Annotated in this window: 22 protein-coding genes and 1 pseudogene; 20 read left to right on the plus strand and 3 right to left on the minus strand. The window is 44.8% G+C overall.

Features of this window, described 5'->3' with window-relative positions:
* Positions 1-62: 62 nt before the first annotated feature.
* Positions 63-449 (minus strand): annotated as a pseudogene (locus QQK21_RS17500) (ABC transporter ATP-binding protein); the annotation flags it as partial.
* 110 nt (positions 450-559) lie between these two features.
* On the opposite strand from QQK21_RS17500, the gene QQK21_RS17505 reads away from it, so the two are divergent.
* The 4 genes from QQK21_RS17505 (at position 560) to QQK21_RS22420 (ending at position 3,309) form a co-directional block, all read left to right on the plus strand.
* Complete coding sequence (locus QQK21_RS17505) at positions 560-1,525, plus strand: OmpA family protein (RefSeq protein ID WP_284193479.1); 966 nt, start codon at positions 560-562, stop codon at positions 1,523-1,525.
* A gap of 23 nt (positions 1,526-1,548) precedes the next feature.
* Complete coding sequence (locus QQK21_RS17510; protein WP_284193480.1) at positions 1,549-2,376, plus strand: Lcl domain-containing protein; 828 nt, start codon at positions 1,549-1,551, stop codon at positions 2,374-2,376.
* 82 nt (positions 2,377-2,458) lie between these two features.
* Positions 2,459-2,950, plus strand: coding sequence for a hypothetical protein (locus QQK21_RS17515; RefSeq protein WP_284193481.1), 492 nt, complete (start codon positions 2,459-2,461; stop codon positions 2,948-2,950).
* A gap of 173 nt (positions 2,951-3,123) precedes the next feature.
* On the plus strand, positions 3,124-3,309 hold the full coding sequence (locus QQK21_RS22420; protein WP_488803719.1) for an adhesion domain-containing protein: 186 nt from the start codon (positions 3,124-3,126) through the stop codon (positions 3,307-3,309).
* On the opposite strand, the gene QQK21_RS17520 is transcribed toward QQK21_RS22420, so the two are convergent.
* On the minus strand, positions 3,252-4,556 hold the full coding sequence (locus QQK21_RS17520) for an RNA-directed DNA polymerase (RefSeq protein ID WP_284193482.1): 1,305 nt from the start codon (positions 4,554-4,556) through the stop codon (positions 3,252-3,254). The genes QQK21_RS22420 and QQK21_RS17520 overlap by 58 nt on opposite strands.
* Between QQK21_RS17520 and QQK21_RS17525 the strand changes: the two genes are divergently transcribed.
* The 8 genes from QQK21_RS17525 to motX all read left to right on the plus strand — a co-directional run bounded on the left by QQK21_RS17525 (position 4,536) and on the right by motX (position 12,065).
* Entirely contained in the window at positions 4,536-4,919 is a 384-nt protein-coding gene (locus tag QQK21_RS17525; protein WP_284193483.1) for a four helix bundle protein, read from the plus strand. The two genes, QQK21_RS17520 and QQK21_RS17525, sit on opposite strands and share 21 nt — an antisense overlap.
* A 418-nt stretch (positions 4,920-5,337) precedes the next feature.
* On the plus strand, positions 5,338-5,946 hold the full coding sequence (gene kefG / locus QQK21_RS17530; protein ID WP_284193484.1) for a glutathione-regulated potassium-efflux system ancillary protein KefG: 609 nt from the start codon (positions 5,338-5,340) through the stop codon (positions 5,944-5,946).
* The gene (gene kefB / locus QQK21_RS17535) at positions 5,936-7,732 is read left to right on the plus strand and encodes a glutathione-regulated potassium-efflux system protein KefB (protein ID WP_284193485.1); all 1,797 of its coding nucleotides are present in this window, start codon (positions 5,936-5,938) and stop codon (positions 7,730-7,732) included. The genes kefG and kefB overlap by 11 nt, the downstream gene beginning before the upstream one ends.
* 75 nt (positions 7,733-7,807) lie before the next feature.
* On the plus strand, positions 7,808-8,002 hold the full coding sequence (locus QQK21_RS17540; protein ID WP_431313138.1) for a YheV family putative zinc ribbon protein: 195 nt from the start codon (positions 7,808-7,810) through the stop codon (positions 8,000-8,002).
* A 95-nt stretch (positions 8,003-8,097) separates the two neighbouring features.
* Positions 8,098-8,646 (plus strand): peptidylprolyl isomerase, encoded by a 549-nt coding sequence (gene slyD, locus QQK21_RS17545; protein WP_284193487.1) that lies wholly within the window; start codon positions 8,098-8,100, stop codon positions 8,644-8,646.
* Between the two features lie 126 nt (positions 8,647-8,772).
* A complete protein-coding gene (locus tag QQK21_RS17550) occupies positions 8,773-9,714 on the plus strand; it encodes an isoaspartyl peptidase/L-asparaginase family protein (RefSeq protein WP_284193488.1) in 942 nt (313 codons plus the stop codon).
* Between the two features lie 133 nt (positions 9,715-9,847).
* Positions 9,848-11,164: an adenylosuccinate synthase gene (locus QQK21_RS17555; RefSeq protein WP_284193489.1), complete on the plus strand. Its 1,317-nt coding sequence runs from the start codon at positions 9,848-9,850 to the stop codon at positions 11,162-11,164.
* Positions 11,165-11,426: 262 nt separating this feature from the next.
* A complete protein-coding gene (gene motX / locus QQK21_RS17560; RefSeq protein ID WP_284193490.1) occupies positions 11,427-12,065 on the plus strand; it encodes a flagellar protein MotX in 639 nt (212 codons plus the stop codon).
* Positions 12,066-12,157: 92 nt separating this feature from the next.
* Here motX and QQK21_RS17565 read toward each other — a convergent pair whose 3' ends face one another.
* Positions 12,158-13,561, minus strand: coding sequence for an amidohydrolase (locus QQK21_RS17565; RefSeq protein ID WP_284193491.1), 1,404 nt, complete (start codon positions 13,559-13,561; stop codon positions 12,158-12,160).
* 311 nt (positions 13,562-13,872) lie between these two features.
* Between QQK21_RS17565 and rnr the strand changes: the two genes are divergently transcribed.
* From rnr to rpsS, 8 genes are all read left to right on the plus strand, one after another.
* Entirely contained in the window at positions 13,873-16,338 is a 2,466-nt protein-coding gene (gene rnr / locus QQK21_RS17570; RefSeq protein WP_284193492.1) for a ribonuclease R, read from the plus strand.
* A 12-nt stretch (positions 16,339-16,350) separates the two neighbouring features.
* A complete protein-coding gene (rlmB, locus tag QQK21_RS17575) occupies positions 16,351-17,088 on the plus strand; it encodes a 23S rRNA (guanosine(2251)-2'-O)-methyltransferase RlmB (RefSeq protein WP_284193493.1) in 738 nt (245 codons plus the stop codon).
* Between the two features lie 453 nt (positions 17,089-17,541).
* Positions 17,542-17,853 (plus strand): 30S ribosomal protein S10, encoded by a 312-nt coding sequence (rpsJ, locus tag QQK21_RS17580; protein WP_001181007.1) that lies wholly within the window; start codon positions 17,542-17,544, stop codon positions 17,851-17,853.
* 14 nt (positions 17,854-17,867) lie between these two features.
* A complete protein-coding gene (gene rplC / locus QQK21_RS17585) occupies positions 17,868-18,497 on the plus strand; it encodes a 50S ribosomal protein L3 (protein WP_284193494.1) in 630 nt (209 codons plus the stop codon).
* Positions 18,498-18,514: 17 nt separating this feature from the next.
* Positions 18,515-19,117, plus strand: coding sequence for a 50S ribosomal protein L4 (rplD, locus tag QQK21_RS17590; protein WP_284193495.1), 603 nt, complete (start codon positions 18,515-18,517; stop codon positions 19,115-19,117).
* Positions 19,114-19,416: a 50S ribosomal protein L23 gene (gene rplW, locus QQK21_RS17595; protein ID WP_284193496.1), complete on the plus strand. Its 303-nt coding sequence runs from the start codon at positions 19,114-19,116 to the stop codon at positions 19,414-19,416. Before rplD ends, rplW begins: the two co-directional genes overlap by 4 nt.
* Before the next feature lie 16 nt (positions 19,417-19,432).
* The gene (gene rplB, locus QQK21_RS17600; protein ID WP_284193497.1) at positions 19,433-20,257 is read left to right on the plus strand and encodes a 50S ribosomal protein L2; all 825 of its coding nucleotides are present in this window, start codon (positions 19,433-19,435) and stop codon (positions 20,255-20,257) included.
* 21 nt (positions 20,258-20,278) lie between these two features.
* Entirely contained in the window at positions 20,279-20,557 is a 279-nt protein-coding gene (rpsS, locus tag QQK21_RS17605; protein ID WP_042485188.1) for a 30S ribosomal protein S19, read from the plus strand.
* Positions 20,558-20,565 lie beyond the last annotated feature (8 nt).

The raw sequence follows: 20,565 nt of genomic DNA on the forward strand, positions 1-20,565 counted from the left end.
GAATGTAAGGATACGACAGAGTCGAATGGTATTTATCCCGTCAAGATCCCTCAGTAATGACACTTTGTTAATGCCTTGCGAATCGGTGCGGTTTGCTTGCGTAACTCAGCTTCTCGGCGCTTTTGCTCTTTTTTAGCAGCTGCGCTGTTGGTGGTGTCTTTATCTGCTGGTGTTGGTTGAGCCTCACGGCGTTCGGCCTTTTGCTGATCTGTCAGCCACTTATAGTAATGTTCAAGATCACCGTCAAAGGGGGCAACTTGCTTGTCATGAACAAGATATAGATCATCGGTTGTTGCTCGCAAGAGATAGCGATCATGTGAAACGATAACCATGGCCCCTTCAAAGGTTTGCAGAGCAAGAGTTAAGGCCTGTCTCATATCGAGATCGAGGTGGTTCGTTGGTTCATCGAGCAGCAATAAATTGGGCTTTTGCCACACAATGAGTGCCATGGGATAGGTATATCGTCTTTTATATATTGACATTATTGCCTATATTATTTATATTGTCTATGTTATTTTTTTTGAACACTGTACAATATTTAATTTAATCAGGATATCATATGAAAAAAATAGTTCTTTTAATGAGTGGCTTGTTAAGCATGTCGGCTCTGGCCGAAACGGAATCACCTCAGTTTTTTATTGGCGCTAAAGGGGGCTACCAGTGGGCTCCAGATGACTCTCAGCAAGGGGCTATTTGGGGGGCGTATGGGGGATTGCAATTTACTCCGTCGCTAAGCTGGGACTTGGGTTATCAACATCATGAGACGTTAAGCTCAAATGCAATTTCGATCGAAACTTGGTTGATTGAAAGTGCACTGCGTTACGATTGGTATCTGCAAGATAACCTGAGTTTGTATGGTCGACTGGGTGTTGCCCGTTGGGATATGGATAAAAGGCAGCCTTCGCTACATAGCCTCGAAGCAACAGGTATATCTCCGCTTGGTGAAGTTGGGATGAGATATAGCTTTATTCCTAGTCTCAGTCTATCGGTAGGCTATCAGTATATCGACAACATAGGCGCATCAAACACGGGCAAATATGACAGCAATACTGTGATGGCAAGCCTTTCTTATACCTTCGGGCGTAAAGCGCAATCAGCGCCAGAACAAACGACAGCCACAGTTGAAAGCAATTCAGTATCTGAAGACGCAGTGGTTGGTGCCCCCCCCCAGATATTTAATACAAAAACCTTTAGGATAAATTTTGCAGTGAATAGTGACACATTAAGTGATGGTCATGCTCAACAATTAGACGAGGTGTTCTCAATACTCAACGCGTATCCTCAATCTGAGGCGATTATTGTAGGGTACTCAGACTCATCAGGTTCCGATGAGTATAACCAAACGCTCTCTGAACGTCGGGCGCAGCAGGTGATGAACTTACTTATTGACTTAGGTGTTAGTTCAGACAGGCTTGTTGTGCGAGCAAAAGGAGAATCGAATCCAGTAACTAGTAATTCTACTGTAGAAGGTAGAGCAAATAACCGTCGGGTTGAAATTATCATCCCGAATTTTCAGTATAATTGATGTAAATTTAGAGGAAGATTACCATGAAACAAGTGTCGTATATTGGTGTTGTTGCTATGGCATTTATGCTCTTAGCCGGCTGTAATTCAGACGATGATGCCTTCGAAGCAGGACCAGGACCAGGACCAGGACCAGGACCAGGACCAGGAGCAGCCTTGTATGAGCTTAATGTGACGCCCTCACCTGTCTCAGTAGTAAAGAATTTTACACAACAGTTGGTTGCGACGGGTAAATACAGTGATGGAAGTCAGGGTAATGTGAACGATTCAGTAGTGTGGACGGTAATTGAAGACCCAACGGCCGCGACTGTATCACAGTCTGGATTAGTAACTGGTGTTTCAGCTGGTAACACTACACTCGTTGCGACAAAAGACGGTATTACCAGCAACACGGTTGAGGTTAGCGTTTGTGAGAGCTTAGCTGAAGCATGTATTGATATCTTTGATACAGGTAGTGGGAAATTATTTACCAACTCTCCATCAGTGGCTTACGTAGATAGTATCGGTGGAAGTGCAAACGATGGTACCTTTTCTGAAATTGGAAGTATCGGCCCAGCTGGTACTTTCTACCTATTCAACTGGGCTAATGCAAACGGACTGTGTACCACCTATAATGCTCAGAGTATTGGAGGGAGAAATAACTGGCGCCTAGCAACGAGAGATGAGTTAAAAGTGGAGCTGTTCGATGTATACGGCAATATGTTTTCCGCGCGCGGTTGGCCGACCGGCAACTTCTATTGGTCGTCGACTCCTGATGGTTCTCGCTATTACGACGTGTCCTTCAACTCTGGCAACGTCTACAGCGATTCTCCGAGCAACACGGTCTACGCATCCTGCGTCTCAAATCCTTAACGTTGAGCGTTTAGAGTTTAACGTTTTAATTTTAGTTTTGAAGTGCCAGAATTGCATCTGGCACTTTTTAGGGGGGAGATAAGTGAATATTGAAACTAAATTAGCATTGGTTGAAAGCAGTCAACGTATTGTTGGCATAAAAGAGGGGATGTTTGTCCGTTTCTATGAGCAATCACTCTTTGGTTGGCAGCAGTGGGCATCTAAACAGGACCAATTACCGACATTGAAGGTGTTAAAGAAAAAGGTTAAGAAATTGAATGGAAGAGAGGTGTTGTATGGAGGGCTTCCTATAGAATCATTAAAGCAAGCTGGAATTGACATAGGGACAGATGCGGTTATTGAGTTAGAAATAATCATCGATTTTTCGGAGTGGGAGTCTTGGAGGCAAGAGCAGTGTGCTCAAATGGACGATATTGAAGAGAAATCACCTTGTAACCCTTGTGATGATGATCTCTTAAATCGTCGATATGTTCGATTGTTTTTACCCGAAGCAATCGTCAATAAAGTGATGATGACGAAAGCTTCAAACTCTTCATTAGATTGGTTGTTGATTGCTGTCAAGCAAGCGATATAACGTTTTAAGTAAGATGGTTCTCGGACAATCAACAGGGTACATAGCGACAATGTCGTGCTCAGAGAATGTTAACGTCACGATGTTAACATGTGGGCCCTGGTATGTTATCGGCATTTATGACCTTATGGGTATTCAAGGGAAGCGAGTCGAAAGGCAACACTTCGAGTTAAACAATAAATGCAAACGCGCGCGGTTGGCCGACCAACAACAACTATTGGTCGTCGACTCCTGGTGGTTCTAACTATTACAACGTGAACCTCAACAATGGCAACGTCAACAGCAATAATCCGAGCAACACGAACTACGCATCCTGCGTCTCAGGCCAACATAAAGTATCCGGAGCCATCTTATTAAAGTGAAGACCCTTCTTTATGGTGAAGTGATTGTAATAACCGTTATTGGGTAATAAATAACGTTTCAGTTCGCCAAAATTTTTATGATATATTTGCTTTCTCAATTGACAATGATTGGCTTGACTAAGTAGCCCGTAATAGCTATTGATTGTTGATTGTATGGCTTTTAGTTGGGTATAAAATGGCGCGTAATGGATGCCATGCTTACTCCATCTCCCACGATTTGGTCTAGATTTAATAACGATGTTAGTCGCGTCAGTGTCTAGAATCGCATTGAAGTAGCACAAACGCTCTTTCAATGATGAAATGGTGGTTTTACGGATATGTTTAAAATGGGGAAATACACGGAACCCCAAGTAATCAAAACCCTCCTCAATAGGTGCTAAATGCACCTTTGTAGGATGTAATTTTAATTGCAGGCGTGAAGTGAGATACCATTCAATATGCTCTTTCCATTCTTGTAATTTTTCAGGGGAATCAGATAAGATAAATAAATCATCCATATACCGAACGTACCCCTTAACCTTCAGTGTGTGTTTTATTTCGTGGTCAAGCTTGTTAAGATAAAAATTACCGAAGAGTTGACTAGTAACGCTACCGATTGGCAACCCAATCTGTTGCGTGTTGTTAAACTTTAGTTTCTTATGGAATGGGATTTGGTTAAGTAAATATTGGTTTCCTGTTCGCTCATTTTGTAGCTTCGTAGCATCCTGCTCTATGATCTTTTCTATCAAATTTGCAAGGCAATATTGGCGTAATGGGCTCAATTTTGCATGGTAAATGAGATTGTGCAGTTGCGCTAGAAGTTCTCTTTTATTAATGCTGTTGAAATAACTGTAAATGTCGAGCTGTAGACCCCAAGTGTGTCGTGGTTGGCGCATTAGTTTTTGAACTTTTGCAATAGCAGCAAGAGTTCCTTTACCTTTTCTATTAGCATAGGTGTCATCAATGAATTGTTTTTCCATAATAGGTGCCAATTGTAGTGCAACCCACATCTGAGCTATACGATCTCTAAATGCGGGGGCATATATTTCTCTAAGTTTAGGCTCAGTGATTGCAAAGTGATGATAAGAGTAAGGTTTATACGTATTAGTTAAGATTTCGGTTGACAGTTCATGGCATAGTTTGGGGAATTTTAAAGCGTTAGCAGATTTTTGCTGACTGCTTCCCGAAGCTTTTACACATTGCAGCAATTCTGCTGTAAGTTGATGATGATATTTAAGGTTAGAATTTTGAATAAAGAGTTTCGTCATAATCGTCTCTACTATGATTTACAAAAGTTGTACAAATTGTATTGGAATCAACATCAACACTTGCCCAAGGCATTTCGCTTTACAACCGGAGAACAGATTCTCAACGAACTCACGAAATGTATTCGTTATTCTGTTCAAGCCAATTTATATGGAAAATCCTCGGAAGGAATACAGCGGGCCCTAGATTTATTACTAGAACTTAGTGCGCTTTTAGAAACCGTACAAAGTTTATTAATGTTAGCTTGGGAATTAAAATTCTTGCCTCATGGCGCTCTAATTGCTCTTACTGAACAGCTTGGGCATGTATCAAGACAGGCTACAGGATGGCGAAAATGGTTTCAAGGAAATGTGGTGTCCCCATAAAGTCTCTCCAGTAATAAGTGAGAGTATGATATTTTTAGGAGACCATAAAATAATATCAATAGTTTATAGAAATTAAGGTGTGATAGATTTCTGGTGGTCGCAAGTGGACGATTGATAGCAAGCTTGCTATCCGTCTAGAAAGCTGATGGTTCTAGTCTGTGTGATGTGAATAAACAGAGGAGGAAATAGCTAAAATGATGATAGAGCTTTACCGCCGCGAAGTAGCTGAATGTCAGAAAAGGTAATCATAGTTTATGCTTTATTATTCATTGTTTAATATTTCTCTTAGCGCGTCGAATAGTAGGGGGAATAAGATAAAAAGTCGATCATTGCGTTATGCTTAACAACAACGTATAACAAACTCATACTGATAGAAACACTTTTATGTGTTGAAAACAAAAGGATGACGGCATAAAAAATGGCAGTAAATGATATAGACACTGACTTGCCTGAAACCGCAAAAGTACTGGTGATTTATGCTCATCCTGAATCACACAGTTCGGTTGCCAACCAAGTAATGATCAAAAAGATCTCGTCACTTGAAAAGGTTATGGTGCGTGATTTGTACGCTTATTACCCTGATTTTTTCATTGATGTTGATGCCGAGCAGAGACTGCTTCTCGAGCATGACGTGATCGTATTTCAGCATCCTCTTTATATGTATTCTTGTCCTGCTTTGCTTAAAGAGTGGATGGACAGAGTATTAGCAAAAGGGTTTGCTTACGGCAAAGGTGAAGCGCTGAAAGGCAAATACTGGCGCAGCATTATTACTACCGGAGGTAATGAAGAAGCGTTTTGTAGTGAAGGGTACAACCGATACCCTCTATCCGAAATACTCCAGCCGTTTGAGCTGACAGCGGCTTTGTGCCAGATGCATTGGATTGAACCTTTAGTGCTCTACTGGGCGAGAAATGTTCCTGAAATGGATCGTTATCAGCACGCTGAAAATTATCGGCGCTGGTTACGAAACTTAACCACTGATCGAGCGACCAATATTGACATCAAAGGAGATCCACTTGGCTCTTGAAAGTGATTTTCTACAAAGTAGTGTTATTTTTCTCACCGCGGCGGTAGTTGCTGTGCCACTTGCTCAGCGATTAGGCTTGGGCTCTGTCCTTGGCTATCTGTTAGCGGGAGTCGTGATTGGCCCTTGGGGGCTGAGTTTAATCAGTGATGTCGAAGCTATTCTCCATTTTGCTGAGTTTGGTGTCGTTCTGCTGCTATTTTTGATTGGTTTAGAGCTAAACCCCAAAAAGCTTTTGCAGATGAAAGGCCCGATCTTAGGGCTTGGTGGCGCGCAAGTCGTCATAACTACCGCAGCGATAGCGGTAGTGGCGTCTTTTTTCGGACTGAGTTGGCAGACTAGCCTAGTCATAGGCATGGGCTTGGCACTTTCCTCAACAGCTATCGCGCTAAAAGTTATCGAAGAACAGGGGCTTGCGGGCAGTGAGACGGGCCAATCTGGTTTTGCTGTCTTGTTGTTTCAGGATATTGCAGTTATTCCCATGCTGGCGGTATTACCTATTTTGGCAGGCAATACAGCAGGAAACTGGTCCGATGCGATCTGGATGTTGTGTGGCGTAACTGGCCTGCTTGTTGGAGGCCATTTCTTACTCAGGCCTTTATTCCGTTACGTTGTTCTCAGTGGGGTGCGAGAGCTATTTACCGTTGCGGCCTTATTGCTGGTTATTGGTATTGCTCTGTTAATGAAACACCTTGGTTTGTCTATGGCATTGGGGACCTTCCTTGCGGGAGTACTGTTGGCTGAAAGTGAGTATCGTCACGAGCTAGAAATTGCCATTGAGCCTTTTAAAGGTTTGCTGCTCGGGCTGTTTTTTATTGCTGTGGGTATGGCGGTTAATTTAGGCTTACTCGCGCTTGAGCCGTTCAAGGTATTGCTGGCAGTGCTTGGTTTGGTCGCTATTAAGGGGTTGATACTTTATTCGTTAGCGAGATTGTCGGGCAGTCGACCTAAAGTTCGCAGTAAAATGGCGGCAATTTTGAGTCAAGGTGGTGAGTTTGCGTTTGTGATTTTCACTGCCGCAAGTAAGGAAGGTTTGATAGCACAAGAGCAAAATGCCTTCCTGTTGGTCGTGGTCAGCCTGTCGATGGTGACCACGCCGCTGCTTTTAATGGCGCAAAGTAAGTGGTATGCAAGAGGATTAAATTTTGACGAGTCTCGCTTAAAAAACAGTGATGTGGTCAATAGGCAGCCACGCGTGATCATCGCGGGTTTTGGCCGTTTTGGTCAGATTATTGGACGTTTAATGTACGCCAATAAAATTCGAGTGACCGTATTGGAAAGTGACGCGAGTCAGATTCACTTGCTCAGAAAATACGGATATAAAGTGTTTTATGGTGATGCTACCCAGCTTGATTTGCTGAGAGCGGCAGGGGCTCGTAAAGCCGAAGCCATGATGATATGTACAGATTCGCCAGAGGAAATCATGAAAATCGTCGAGTTATGTAAGTATCACTTCCCACATCTAAAGTTATTTGCTCGAGCACGAAGTCGTGTTGAAGCTTATCAGTTGATGAGTCATGGCGTCGAGAACTACTCTCGGGAAACCTTCCTAGGTGCGTTAGACCTTGGCCGCCAAGCGTTGGTAGAGCTTGGCATGCACCCCTATCAAGCGAAACGAGCAGAAGCGCATTTTAGAAAACTTGATCAGGGGATGTTAAAAGAGTTACTCCCTCAACATCATGAAGATAAGCAATTGGAGATGAGGGCCAAAGAAGCTCGAAAAGAATTGGAAGAAATTTTTGGCCGAGAAATGGAAAAAGATCAACAATCGAAGAACTTTTGGGATTAACTCCAAACCCTCTTTGCCCTGCCAATATGAAAATGTGTGAGAGGTATTAGAGGGTGATGTTTGGGAATGAAAACAATGAAAAAAAGATTTATCGCGGGCGCCAGTTGCCCTAAGTGTTCTCAGCAGGACACTTTGCGCTGGTGGATAGAAAACAATATTGAGCTAGTTGAATGTGTTGAGTGTCAATACCAAGAACAACGTAAGCCTCAGGCTGTAGAGAAAACTGGACATGCGAAACAAGAGATGATCGGTATTTTTAAACCGGACTGATTGAGTTTCTACGATTGATCCCCATAATAGCGGTATAGAAAACATTAAAATCGGAGCAATAGTTTGCTCCGTTGCTTTATCTCCTTGGAGTCATTATGAAAATTGAAAAGAATGTCGTGGTCAGCCTAGCTTACCAAGTGAAGCTAGAAGATGGTGTGGTTGTTGATCAGTCAACAACAGAAGCGCCACTTGATTACCTGCACGGTAACAATAACTTGATCACAGGTCTTGAAACGGCTCTAGAAGGTAAAGAAGCAGGTGCGCAGTTCTCGGTGACGGTTTCCCCTGAAGAAGCCTATGGTGAGCACAATGATGCGCTAGTACAGCGTGTTCCAGCGAATGTATTCCAAGGTGTTGAGCAAATTGAAGTAGGCATGCGCTTTTTAGCGGATACTGACCAAGGCCCTATCCCAGTTGAAGTGACTGAAGTTGATGGTGATGAAGTCGTGGTCGATGGCAACCACATGCTTGCGGGACAAACGCTGACTTTTGATGTTGAAGTGGTTGCGATACGCGAAGCGACAGAAGAAGAAATCGAACATGGACATGTTCATCAGGCTGAAGGGTGTTGTGGTGGCCATGATCACGATCATGGAGATGATCACGATGATTGCTGTGGGAGCGGCAGCTGTAGCTCTCACTAGTGAGAATAACGATGGCCTCTGAGTGGGGTAAGAAGTGAAAGCGCAAGTTTGACCAATAAACTTGCGCTTTTTGTTTATCGTAGACCGACATTTGATGGAAATTTCTCCAAGCGATAGGAGGGAGATGTGACAAAACCATTTTCAATTGCCATTCATGGTGGCGCTGGCACTATTTTGCCTGAGCAAATGAGTGAAGCGTTGAGCACAGAAATTCGCCATGACTTAGAAAAGTCGGTCCGTGCAGGTCATCAGATACTGGCTCGTGGTGGTGATGCAGTGGCCGCTGTCGTTGCAGCGGTTAAGGTGCTTGAGGACTCGCCAAATTTTAATGCTGGGCGAGGCTCAGTACTCACGCATACAGAAATGGTTGAGATGGATGCTTCGGTTATGCATGGCAAAAACGCTAACGCAGGAGCGGTAGCAGGTGTGCGCCATATCCGTAATCCAGTCGAATTGGCTCGTGATGTGATGGAACACAGCCCTCATGTACTACTGATAGGTGACGGAGCGGAAGAGTTTGCCTTTAAACATCAGTATCAATATACAGAGCAAGATTATTTCGTCACCGATCGCCGCTATGAACAGTTGCAATCGATGAAAGAAAAGGGATTATTTGCCTTGTCAGAATCCAAGTATCCTGATGACAATAAACACGGGACTGTTGGCGCAGTGGCGATGGATCAGCATGGGAATCTTGCTGCGGCTACCAGTACCGGGGGGATTACGAATAAACAATATGGCCGAGTTGGAGATTCAGCCATTACTGGCGCGGGTACGTTTGCTGAAAATGGTAATGTGGCAGTGTCAGCAACAGGGATGGGAGAGTATTTTATTCGTAAAACGGTCGCCAGTGAGATTGCCGCACGTATGCGTTATTTAAAAGAAGATGTACATCAAGCTTGTGAGGCGGTTATTCAGGGCGATCTCAAGGCCATGGGAGGCGAAGGTGGCGTGATCGCGATAGATGGGGATGGTGAGATTCACTTTGCGATGAATAGCAGTGGTATGTACCGAGCCAGCATAGATATTGATGGGACTTTAACGGTCAAGATTTATGTCGATGAATAACCTTTAAATCTAGTTTAATATCATTGCTTACAATGGCTTAGTGTTTGATAACCTGCCCATGATTAAAAAATGACTGCAACAAATGTAATTCGGTGCTAGAATCCATTTTTAACTAGCAATCAGACTTGGAAAGATGGGAAATAACGTAGTCGTTCTGGGCACCCAATGGGGTGACGAAGGTAAAGGTAAAATCGTAGACCTTTTAACTGAAGATGCAAAATACGTGGTTCGCTACCAAGGCGGTCACAACGCAGGTCACACTCTTGTCATTAACGGTGAAAAAACCGTTCTTCACTTAATTCCATCAGGTATTCTTCGCGATAACGTCAAATGTGTTATCGGTAATGGTGTCGTTCTGTCACCTGAAGCGCTACTGAAAGAAATGAAACCACTTGAAGAGCGTGGTATTCCAGTACGTGAGCGTCTTTTCGTTTCTGAAGCTTGTCCTCTTATTCTTCCTTACCATATTGCTATCGATAATGCTCGTGAAGCCGCCCTTGGCAAAAAAGCTATAGGGACAACAGGCCGTGGTATTGGTCCTGCTTATGAAGACAAAGTTGCGCGTCGTTGTTTGCGTGTCGGCGATCTGTTCGATAAAGCAGTGTTTGCTGAAAAGCTTAAAGAAGTAATGGCTTATCATAACTTCCAGCTAGAACATTTCTACAAAGCAGAAACCGTCAGCTATGAAGCTGTACTTGAGCAGTGCATGGGCTATGCAGAACTGCTTACGTCAATGGTCATGGATGTTACTGACGAACTTGACGCAGCACGCAAGCGTGGTGACAAAATCATGTTTGAAGGGGCTCAAGGTACACTACTCGACATTGATCATGGTACATACCCATATGTGACGTCCTCTAACACGACCGCTGGTGGTGTGGCGGCTGGTTCTGGTTTTGGTCCTCGTCACATTGGTTATATTCTCGGTATTACTAAAGCTTACTGTACCCGCGTGGGTTCAGGACCTTTCCCTACCGAACTTTACGATGGTAAGGATAAGCAAGATCCTGTTGGTAAGCATCTTGGTGATGTTGGTCAAGAATTTGGTGCCACGACAGGCCGTCTTCGTCGTACGGGTTGGTTTGATGCTGTTGCGATGCGTCGCGCGATCCAAATCAATTCACTATCAGGTATGTGCTTAACGAAATTGGACGTTCTTGATGGCCTAAAAGAAATCAAGATTTGTTCTGGTTACAAAATGGAAGATGGTTCTATCTTAGAAGTGTCTCCGATGTCGGCTGAATCTTTTGAAAAAGTGACGCCAATCTATGAAACTATGCCTGGTTGGTCTGAAACAACCTTTGGTGCTAAATCTTTAGATGCGCTTCCTCAAGCAGCACTAGATTACATCAAACGTATTGAAGAGTTAACAGGTGTGCCGGTAGACATTATCTCTACGGGTCCAGATCGTAATGAAACCATCATCAAGGTTCATCCGTACCAAGCGTAATTTCGTTCAGTATAAAGATGATGAAAACCAGCACACCAGTGCTGGTTTTTTTATGCTTGATAGTAAAGGCCTATACTTAAGATGATAAGTGGCAACTTTTTGCCACTTATCGGCAATTTTGACTAAAGAGTTAGCTGGAGAGGTCGATAAAGAATTCAAGATGGCTGATCATCATCCAGCCTTGAATTCATAACACGCGAGACAGCGGTACTGTCCTGACAAGGCAGTGAAAAAACATTATCGAAGTCAAAGAGTGCAGACGATGAAGCTAAGAAAACTAGCTGCTTCGATGGTATTACTGTTTGGGACTTCTGCGGCTGTTGCCAATGAGTATACCGACATTGGTAAACCGATACCCATATATACCGAAGCTGAACTAATAAAATTAATCAATGAAAATAAGCACCTAGAACAAGTTAAGGCGGATAATTGTCAGATTGTTGAAGACATTGTAGCCCGTGCGACTCGGATCAGTTTACCTTCGTACGAATTTTTGTATGGTGATATGCTGGCGTGGGGAGTGTGCGTTGAGCAAGATGTTGAGCTTGGTTTGTACTATATCGAGAATGCCGCTCACCAAGGCTTGCCTGCTGCTCTAGAGCAATTGGGGCGTTACTATTCTCGCGGTACCTTAGTGCAGCAAGACAAAGAGCGAGCCATTCCTTACCTGAGAGAAGCGGCGGCTATGGGGAATCTTAAGGCTAGAATTCATCTCGCGGAGTTACTACTGCGCGATTATGGCAGCCCGCTTGATTACGAAGATGCCTACCGCTGGTTGTACACATCAGTGACGGCCGATCAGCGTATCCATAAACGTATTGCTATATTGCGCCAAGGACTCGAGCAGAGAATGCCACAAAATATTATTGCCAGAGCGAAGAAACGCGAAACTTTCTGGTAATAGCAACTTACTGGCCCGTGTTGCACTCCAAGGTCGCTCTTTAAAGTCCCATGCCCAGTGCTCGCTGGGCATGGGACTTTCCATATCCGTGTCTACTGAATAATTTCGCCTGACTTAATCACTGTGTCTCGTACGATATGAGTAAATTCAATCGCTTCGTTACGAATGGCATCTTCGTCTACGGTCAGCATCTTGCGATCTTTCATCAAAATTTTGCCATCAACGATGGTATGGCGGACATTGCCAGAGTTTGCCGAATAGACAAGGGCTGAGTAGGGGTTGTAAATCGGGACCATGTTAGGCGCTTTCGTGTCGACAACGATGATGTCTGCCAATTTGCCCACCTCGAGTGAGCCAATGCTATCTTCCATGTGCAATGCTTTTGCTGCCCCCATAGTCGCCATATCTATCACTTTAATTGGAGGCATTGCAGAGCGATCTTGATTCATCAGCTTATGTACTTTAGCCACCTGATTGAACTCGTCGATAATACTGAGTGTATTGCCAGACATTGGCCCATCGGTACCCAAACCAATTCTAACCCCTTGGTCATACATTTTGAGGGCGGGCGAAACCCCTTTCGCCGACTTAATATTCGCACTCATGTTGTGAGCCACTCCCATATCTGACTGCTTGACTAGCTCAATATCCTTGTCATCAATCAAGATCATATGTGCGCCAATCAAATTTTTGTTTAAGGCTCCGATGCTATGCATGTATTCAACCGGAGACTGTCCATCTGCTCGCTCGGCAATCGCCTCTTCTTCGCGATGCGATTCTGCAAGGTGAATCATCACAGGCACCTCTTTTTCTAGTGACAGCTTGGCAATTTTTTGTAAGGTCTCTGTGGTATTGGTATAGGGAGCATGTGGCGCAAACGCGGGTGTAATTCGAGGGTGATCTTTGTACGCATTGATAAAATTGAGTGCGTACTGAATGCCCTCGTCTGCATTGGCGGCATCGGCGACTGGGAACTTAATCACTGATTCACCCAGCACAGCACGCATACCAATCTTATCTACGGTTTTTGCAACCTCGTCTTCAAAGTAGTACATGTCTGCATAGGTGGTCACCCCTCCTTTGACCATTTCGAGGTTACCTAAGTTGGCCCCAATCCGCACCATATCTCGTGACACGAGTTTAGCTTCGAGCGGGAAAATATACCGATGCAAGCGATCTGGCACGTCATCGGCCAATGAGCGAAAGACCGTCATTGAAACATGGGTGTGAGTATTGATTAGGCCTGGCATGACAATATCACCATCAACATCGAGTGTCGTTTGGGCTTGATAGTGTTTTTCAAGCGATTGGTCACCAACGGCCAAGATTTTATTGTCCCTAATCACCACAGTCCCATTCTGGTAGACCGTTTTGTCTTGATCCATGGTCAAAACCAAGGCATCTGTGATCATTAAATCGACTTTTTCTGTCGCGGAGACAGATAAACAACATAAACCTGCAATAGCAGCAGGAAACAAACAACGCTTAATACTCATAACGACATTTAAAAATAGCCAATGAAATTTGACTGAATGATAGAGTGAAATATGACCATTACAATCGTTTGCACCAATCCTTTAGCAAAATGTGATCTTTTACGCACGCTGTGGGGTGATAAATTGGTGTCCATACTGTCTTTTGGTGGCCAGTTTGTAAGCTTCATATCTTTTCCTAAAACCCGATCTACCCACCTGAAACTATGAAAATAGCATGACAATTTGGCATTTTGGCCTAACACTTCTGTAGCTTAGTAATTGAGTCGGATATACTAGCTTTAAATACCTCTCTTGTAGAATTAGGCGTGCCTATGTCAGAACACACCCCAAATGACCCTTTTGCTGAACGCGAATCCGAGAAATACGACAATCCTGTCCCCAGTCGTGAGTTTATTCTCGAGTTTCTTGAGCAAGCGGGTGTGCCGCTCAATCGTAATGATCTGTTTGAAGCCCTAGAGTTAAAAGGTGAAGAACAGTATGAAGGTTTACGTCGCAGGCTAAGAGCGATGGAAAGAGATGGCCAGCTGGTGTTTACCCGCCGTCAGTGCTATGCCTTGCCAGAAAAATTGGAAATGATTAAAGGTTATGTCATTGGTCATAAAGACGGTCATGGCTGGGTGCGTCCCGAAGGCAGTGTCGGCAAAGAAGGGGACGTATTACTGCCTCATCATCAAATGAAAAACCTGCTTCATGGTGACTTTGTCTTGGTCCAGCCAACTCAAAACTCAAAAAAAGGCAAAAAAGAAGGCCGCTTGGTACGAGTTCTTGAACAAAGGCAAGGGCAAATTGTTGGCCGCTTCTTTATGGAGTATGGTTACTCTTACGTAGTGCCTGATGATTCACGCCTGAGCCAAGACATCTTGATTCCCAATGAGCTACGAGCTGGTGCGAGAATGGGTAATGTGGTGGTCATTGAAATTACCGACCGCGATTCGCGTACGCGCGGCATGATGGGCAAAGTGGTGGAAGTGCTGGGCGAGAATATGGCGCCAGGTATGGAAACGCAAATTGCTATCCGCACTCACCAAATTCCACATGAGTGGCCTGAAGAGGTTGATGCGCAAATCTCGGGTTTGGGGGAAGAGGTGCCGGAAGAAGCGAAGCAGGGGAGGGTTGATTTACGTGCACTACCCTTAGTGACCATTGATGGTGAAGATGCACGAGATTTTGACGATGCGGTTTATTGTGAGGCGAAAAAAGGCGGTGGCTGGCGTCTTTGGGTTGCTATTGCAGATGTTAGCTACTACGTGCGCCCAGATTCCGCGTTAGATAAAGAGGCCATTAATCGCGGCAACTCGGTTTATTTCCCATCCCAAGTTGTCCCTATGCTACCTGAAGTACTGTCCAACGGTTTGTGTTCGCTCAATCCTCAGGTTGATCGCCTATGCATGGTGTGTGAGATGACAGTATCTGAGTCCGGTAAGTTATCGGGTTATCAGCATTACGAAGCGGTGATGAACTCACATGCGCGCCTCACTTATAGCAAGGTGCACCATATTCTTGAGGGCGATGAAGAACTGCGTCAGCGTTATGAGTCTTTGGTCCCGCACCTTGAAGAGCTGCACAGAATGTACAAGGTGCTCAAAAATGCTCGTGATCATCGCGGTGCGATTGAATTTGAGACGATTGAAACCAAATTTATTTTTAATGCAGAGCGCAAAATAGACAGTATTGAGCCTGTGATTCGTAATGACGCGCACAAGCTTATCGAAGAATGTATGATTTTAGCCAATATTGCTTCTGCCTCTTTGGTTGAGAAAGCCAAAGAACCTGCATTATACCGTATTCATGAATCCCCCGGTGAAGAGCGTTTGATGGGTTTTCGTGACTTTTTGGGGGAGCTGGGACTTGATCTCAAAGGGGGGCTTGAGCCGTCACCAACCGATTATGCTGATTTGGTTCGCCAAATCGGTGAGCGACCTGACAAAGAGTTAATTCAAACTATGCTGCTTCGTTCGATGAAGCAAGCAGTCTACAATGCTGACAACTGTGGTCACTTTGGTTTAGCCCTTAAGCGCTATGCTCACTTTACTTCGCCGATTCGTCGTTATCCGGATCTCTTACTCCATCGCGCAATCAAATACCTTATCGCTAAACACAATGGCACACTAAAAGATCGTTGGACACCCACAGGCGGTTACCATTACTCCTTTGATGATATGGATTACTATGGTGAGCAGTGCTCAATGACAGAGCGACGGGCTGATGATGCGACGCGGGAAGTGGCCGATTGGCTTAAATGCGAATACATGCAAGATCATGTCGGTGAAGAACTCGAAGGCGTTATTGCTAATGTGACTGGCTTTGGCTTCTTTGTTCGTCTAACCGAATTGCACATTGATGGCTTGGTCCATATTTCGACGCTTGATAATGACTATTACCAATTTGATCCGATTGGTCAAAGACTTATCGGTGAAAGTTTTGGTGCGATTTACCGTCTTGGTGATGCTGTTAAAGTTAAAGTGCTGTCAGTCAATCTGGATGATAGGCAAATAGACTTTGAATTAGTCGAAACAAGTCGTAAGCTACGCGGCAAAGGGAAAACGGCCAAAAAGCGTGCGGCCGACGCGCAACAAAAAGCTAAGGCAAAAAAAAGCGCGGCAGCCAGTGGCAGACGCAGCGGAGGAAAAGCCAAACCTTTGGTTGAAGCCACCAAGCGTCCAGACGAGAGTCTGAGCGAGGGGAAAGGCAAGAAAGCTTCCAAGCAATCGGCCAATAAAACAGGCAAGAAAAAGCCACGTAAAAAAGCCAAAAAGACGCGGACTAAGAAACACTAACCGGATAATTTAATGAGTAATGAATTTATTTACGGCATTCATGCGGTAAACGCGGTGCTTGAAAAAGAACCACAACGTTTTGTTGAAGCTTTTGTGTTAAAAGGTCGCCAAGATGATCGTCTAATGCCGATCATCAACCAACTGCAAGCGTGTGGTGTCTCGATTCAGCCGATGACACGCAAAACTCTCGATGACAAAGCACGTGGTGCAAATCATCAGGGCATTATGGCCAAAGTCAAACCTGCTAAGCCGCTTAATGAACACGATTTGGATGAGATTATTGCCCAGCATGAATCGCCATTACTATTGGTTTTAGATGGCGTAACCGATCCGCACAATCTTGGTGCCTGCCTACGTAATGCTGATGCCGCGGGTGTCGCGGCTGTGATTGTGCCCAAAGATAAATCCGCCAATATCAATGCTACCGTGAGCAAAGTCGCGTGCGGCGCAGCGGAAACCGTGCCGCTTGTTCGCGTCACCAATCTAGCGCGTACCATGCGAGCGTTGCAAGAGCAGGGGATTTGGTTTGTTGGCACCGCGGGTGAGGCCAAACATGATATTTATCAGGCAAAGTTGACCGGGCCACTCGCCATCGTAATGGGCGCAGAAGGCGATGGTATGCGCCGCTTAACTCGCGAAACTTGCGACGATCTCATCAAAATTCCTATGGCAGGCAGCGTGTCCAGCTTGAATGTGTCTGTTGCCTCTGGCGTATGTTTGTTTGAAGCTGTGCGGCAAAGATTGATTTAATTGGTTAGCTTTTGCTTGCAGCGTAATGAAACGCAGATTGTGTATTCAATCTGCGTTTTGATTTTTGCCGCTGGGCTGTGAACCAATCAGGTATTGTTGGGCGTTTATTTTTCAAACAGTGCTTGCAAGTCAAAGCGTGATCTGTATAATGCAGCGCACTGGTTAAGCCAGTTGTGAACCAATGAGTAACGAGGAGCTGAATTATCTATAAGATTTTTCAGGTAATGTAAACTCAGCTTATGTTCGCGGTTAATACAATTAGCTATCTTTTCTTCGGAAAAACTATCCTCAGAGGTGACTCTGGCATATAGGGATAGTTAATCGAAAATTAACTGACAATGCGTCCTAATCTTGGATGCTACGGTTTCACATAAATCAATCGGCATTCTCTCGACTATTCGAGTTTGAGTGGCGATATTGTTTGTGTAATTTTTAATATTGGAGCTCTGTCTCATGCAGAACCAACGTATCCGTATCCGCCTAAAAGCTTTCGATTACAAACTAATCGACGCTTCTACCGCGGAAATCGTTGAAACAGCTAAGCGCACTGGCGCACAGGTTCGTGGTCCAATCCCACTACCTACTCGTAAAGAGCGTTTCACAGTTCTTATCTCTCCACACGTTAACAAAGATGCTCGTGATCAGTACGAAATCCGTACTCACAAACGTCTAATCGACATTGTTGAGCCAACAGACAAAACTGTTGATGCTCTAATGCGTTTAGACCTTGCTGCGGGCGTTGACGTACAAATTAGCCTAGGTTAAGGGAGATTAGAAGAATGATTGGTCTAATCGGTCGTAAAGTGGGTATGACCCGCGTATTTACTGAAGAAGGCGTTTCTATCCCAGTAACCGTTGTTGAAGTTGAAGCTAACCGTGTTGCTCAAGTACGTACACTTGAAACAGACGGCTACGCAGCAATTCAGGTAACGACTGGTACTAAGAAAGCTAACCGTGTTACTAAACCAGAAGCTGGTCACTTTGCTAAAGCAGGTGTTGAAGCTGGTCGCGGTCTTTGGGAATTCCGTTTGGAAAACGGTGAAGAGTTTGAAGTTGGTGCTGAGCTAACGGTTGAACTGTTCAACGAAACTAAGAAAGTAGACGTTACTGGTACATCTAAAGGTAAAGGTTTCCAAGGCGCAATTAAGCGTTGGAACTTCGCTACTCAAGATATGACTCACGGTAACTCATTGTCTCACCGTGCTCCTGGTTCTATCGGTCAATGTCAGACTCCAGGTCGCGTATTTAAAGGCAAGAAAATGGCAGGTCACATGGGTGCTGAGCGTGTAACGACTCAAAACCTAGAGATCGTACGTGTTGACGCTGAGCGCAACCTGCTTCTTATTAAAGGTGCAGTCCCAGGCGCAACTGGCGGCAACGTGATCGTTAAACCAGCTATTAAAGCATAACGTCTCAGGAGTAAGTAATGGAACTAATGGTTAAAGGTGCCGATGCACTAACTGTTTCCGAAACTACTTTCGGACGTGAGTTTAACGAAGCTCTTGTACACCAAGTAGTTGTTGCATATGCAGCAGGTGCTCGTCAGGGTACACGTGCTCAAAAAACACGTTCAGAAGTTTCTGGCGGTGGCGCTAAGCCATGGCGTCAAAAAGGTACTGGCCGTGCACGTGCTGGTACAATCCGTAGCCCAATCTGGCGTTCAGGTGGTGTTACTTTTGCTGCGAAAACACAAGATCACAGCCAAAAAGTAAACAAAAAAATGTACCGCGGTGCTATGAAAAGCATTCTTTCTGAGCTTGTTCGTCAAGAGCGTCTAATCGTTGTTGATAACTTCTCAGTAGAAGCGCCAAAGACAAAAGAACTTGTCGCTAAGCTGAAAGAGCTTGAGCTAACTGACGCGCTTATCGTGACTAGCGAAGTAGATGAGAATCTATTCCTAGCGGCTCGCAACCTGTACAAGGTTGACGCACGTGACGCAGCTGGTATCGATCCAGTTTCACTAATCGCGTTCGACAAAGTTGTAATGACTGCTGAAGCAGTTAAGCAAGTTGAGGAGATGCTAGCATGATCACTGAAGAGCGTATCCTAAAAGTTCTACGTGCTCCGCACATCTCTGAAAAAGCAACTATGGCTGCTGAGAAAGCGAACACTATCGTTTTCAAAGTTGCTAAAGATGCAACTAAAAGAGAGATCAAAGCAGCTGTAGAAAAGCTATTTGAAGTTGAAGTTAAGTCTGTAAATACTCTTATCACTAAGGGTAAGACCAAACGTCAAGGTCTACGCCAAGGTCGCCGCAGCGACGTTAAGAAAGCGTACGTTACTTTGAAAGAAGGTCAAGATCTTGACTTTGTTGGCGGCGCGGAATAACAGGAGTAGTTGAGAAATGGCTATTGTTAAATGTAAGCCGACTTCCCCTGGTCGTCGTCACGTTGTTAAAGTTGTTAACGCTGACCTACACAAGGGCAAGCCATACGCACCTCTTCTAGAGAAAAACTCTAAGAATGGTGGTCGTAACAGCAACGGTCGTATCACAGTACGTCACATCGGCGGTGGTCACAAGCACCATTACCGTGTTATTGACTTTAAACGTACTAAAGACGGTATCCCAGCGAAAGTTGAGCGTCTAGAATACGATCCAAACCGTAGCGCTAACATCGCTCTAGTTCTGTACGCAGACGGTGAGCGTCGTTACATCCTAGCACCTAAAGGTGTTCAAGCTGGTGATGCTATCCAGTCTGGTGCAGATGCGCCAATCAAAGCTGGTAACGCACTTCCAATGCGTAACATCCCAGTAGGTTCAACTGTACATAACGTTGAACTTAAACCTGGTAAAGGTGGTCAGCTAGCTCGTTCGGCTGGTGCATATGCTCAAATCGTTGCTCGCGACGGTGCATACGTAACTATCCGTCTACGTTCTGGCGAAATGCGCAAAGTACTTTCTGAAGGCCGTGCAACAATCGGTGAAGTTGGTAACTCTGAGCACATGCTACGTGAACTTGGTAAAGCTGGTGCTAACCGCTGGCGCGGTGTTCGTCCAACCGTTCGTGGTGTTGTGATGAACCCAGTAGACCACCCACACGGTGGTGGTGAAGGCCGTACATCAGGTGGTCGTCACCCAGTTTCACCATGGGGTCAGCCAACGAAAGGCTTCAAGACTCGTAAGAACAAACGCACTGACAAGTACATCGTACGTCGTCGTAACAAGTAATCTATATAAAGAGGAATCGCCATGCCACGTTCTCTCAAGAAAGGTCCATTTATCGACCTACACTTGCTGAAGAAGGTAGAGAAAGCGGTGGAAAGCGGAGACAAAAAGCCTATTAAGACTTGGTCCCGTCGTTCAATGATCATCCCTACGATGATCGGTTTGACCATCGCTGTCCATAATGGTCGTCAGCACGTACCAGTATTCGTAACCGACGAAATGATCGGTCACAAACTGGGTGAATTTGCACCAACTCGTACTTACCGCGGCCACGTCGTGGATAAGAAAGCTAAGAAGCGTTAAGGAGTAGA

The sequence above is a fragment of the Vibrio zhanjiangensis genome (assembly GCF_030161235.1).
Classification (GTDB): Bacteria; Pseudomonadota; Gammaproteobacteria; order Enterobacterales; family Vibrionaceae; genus Vibrio; species Vibrio zhanjiangensis.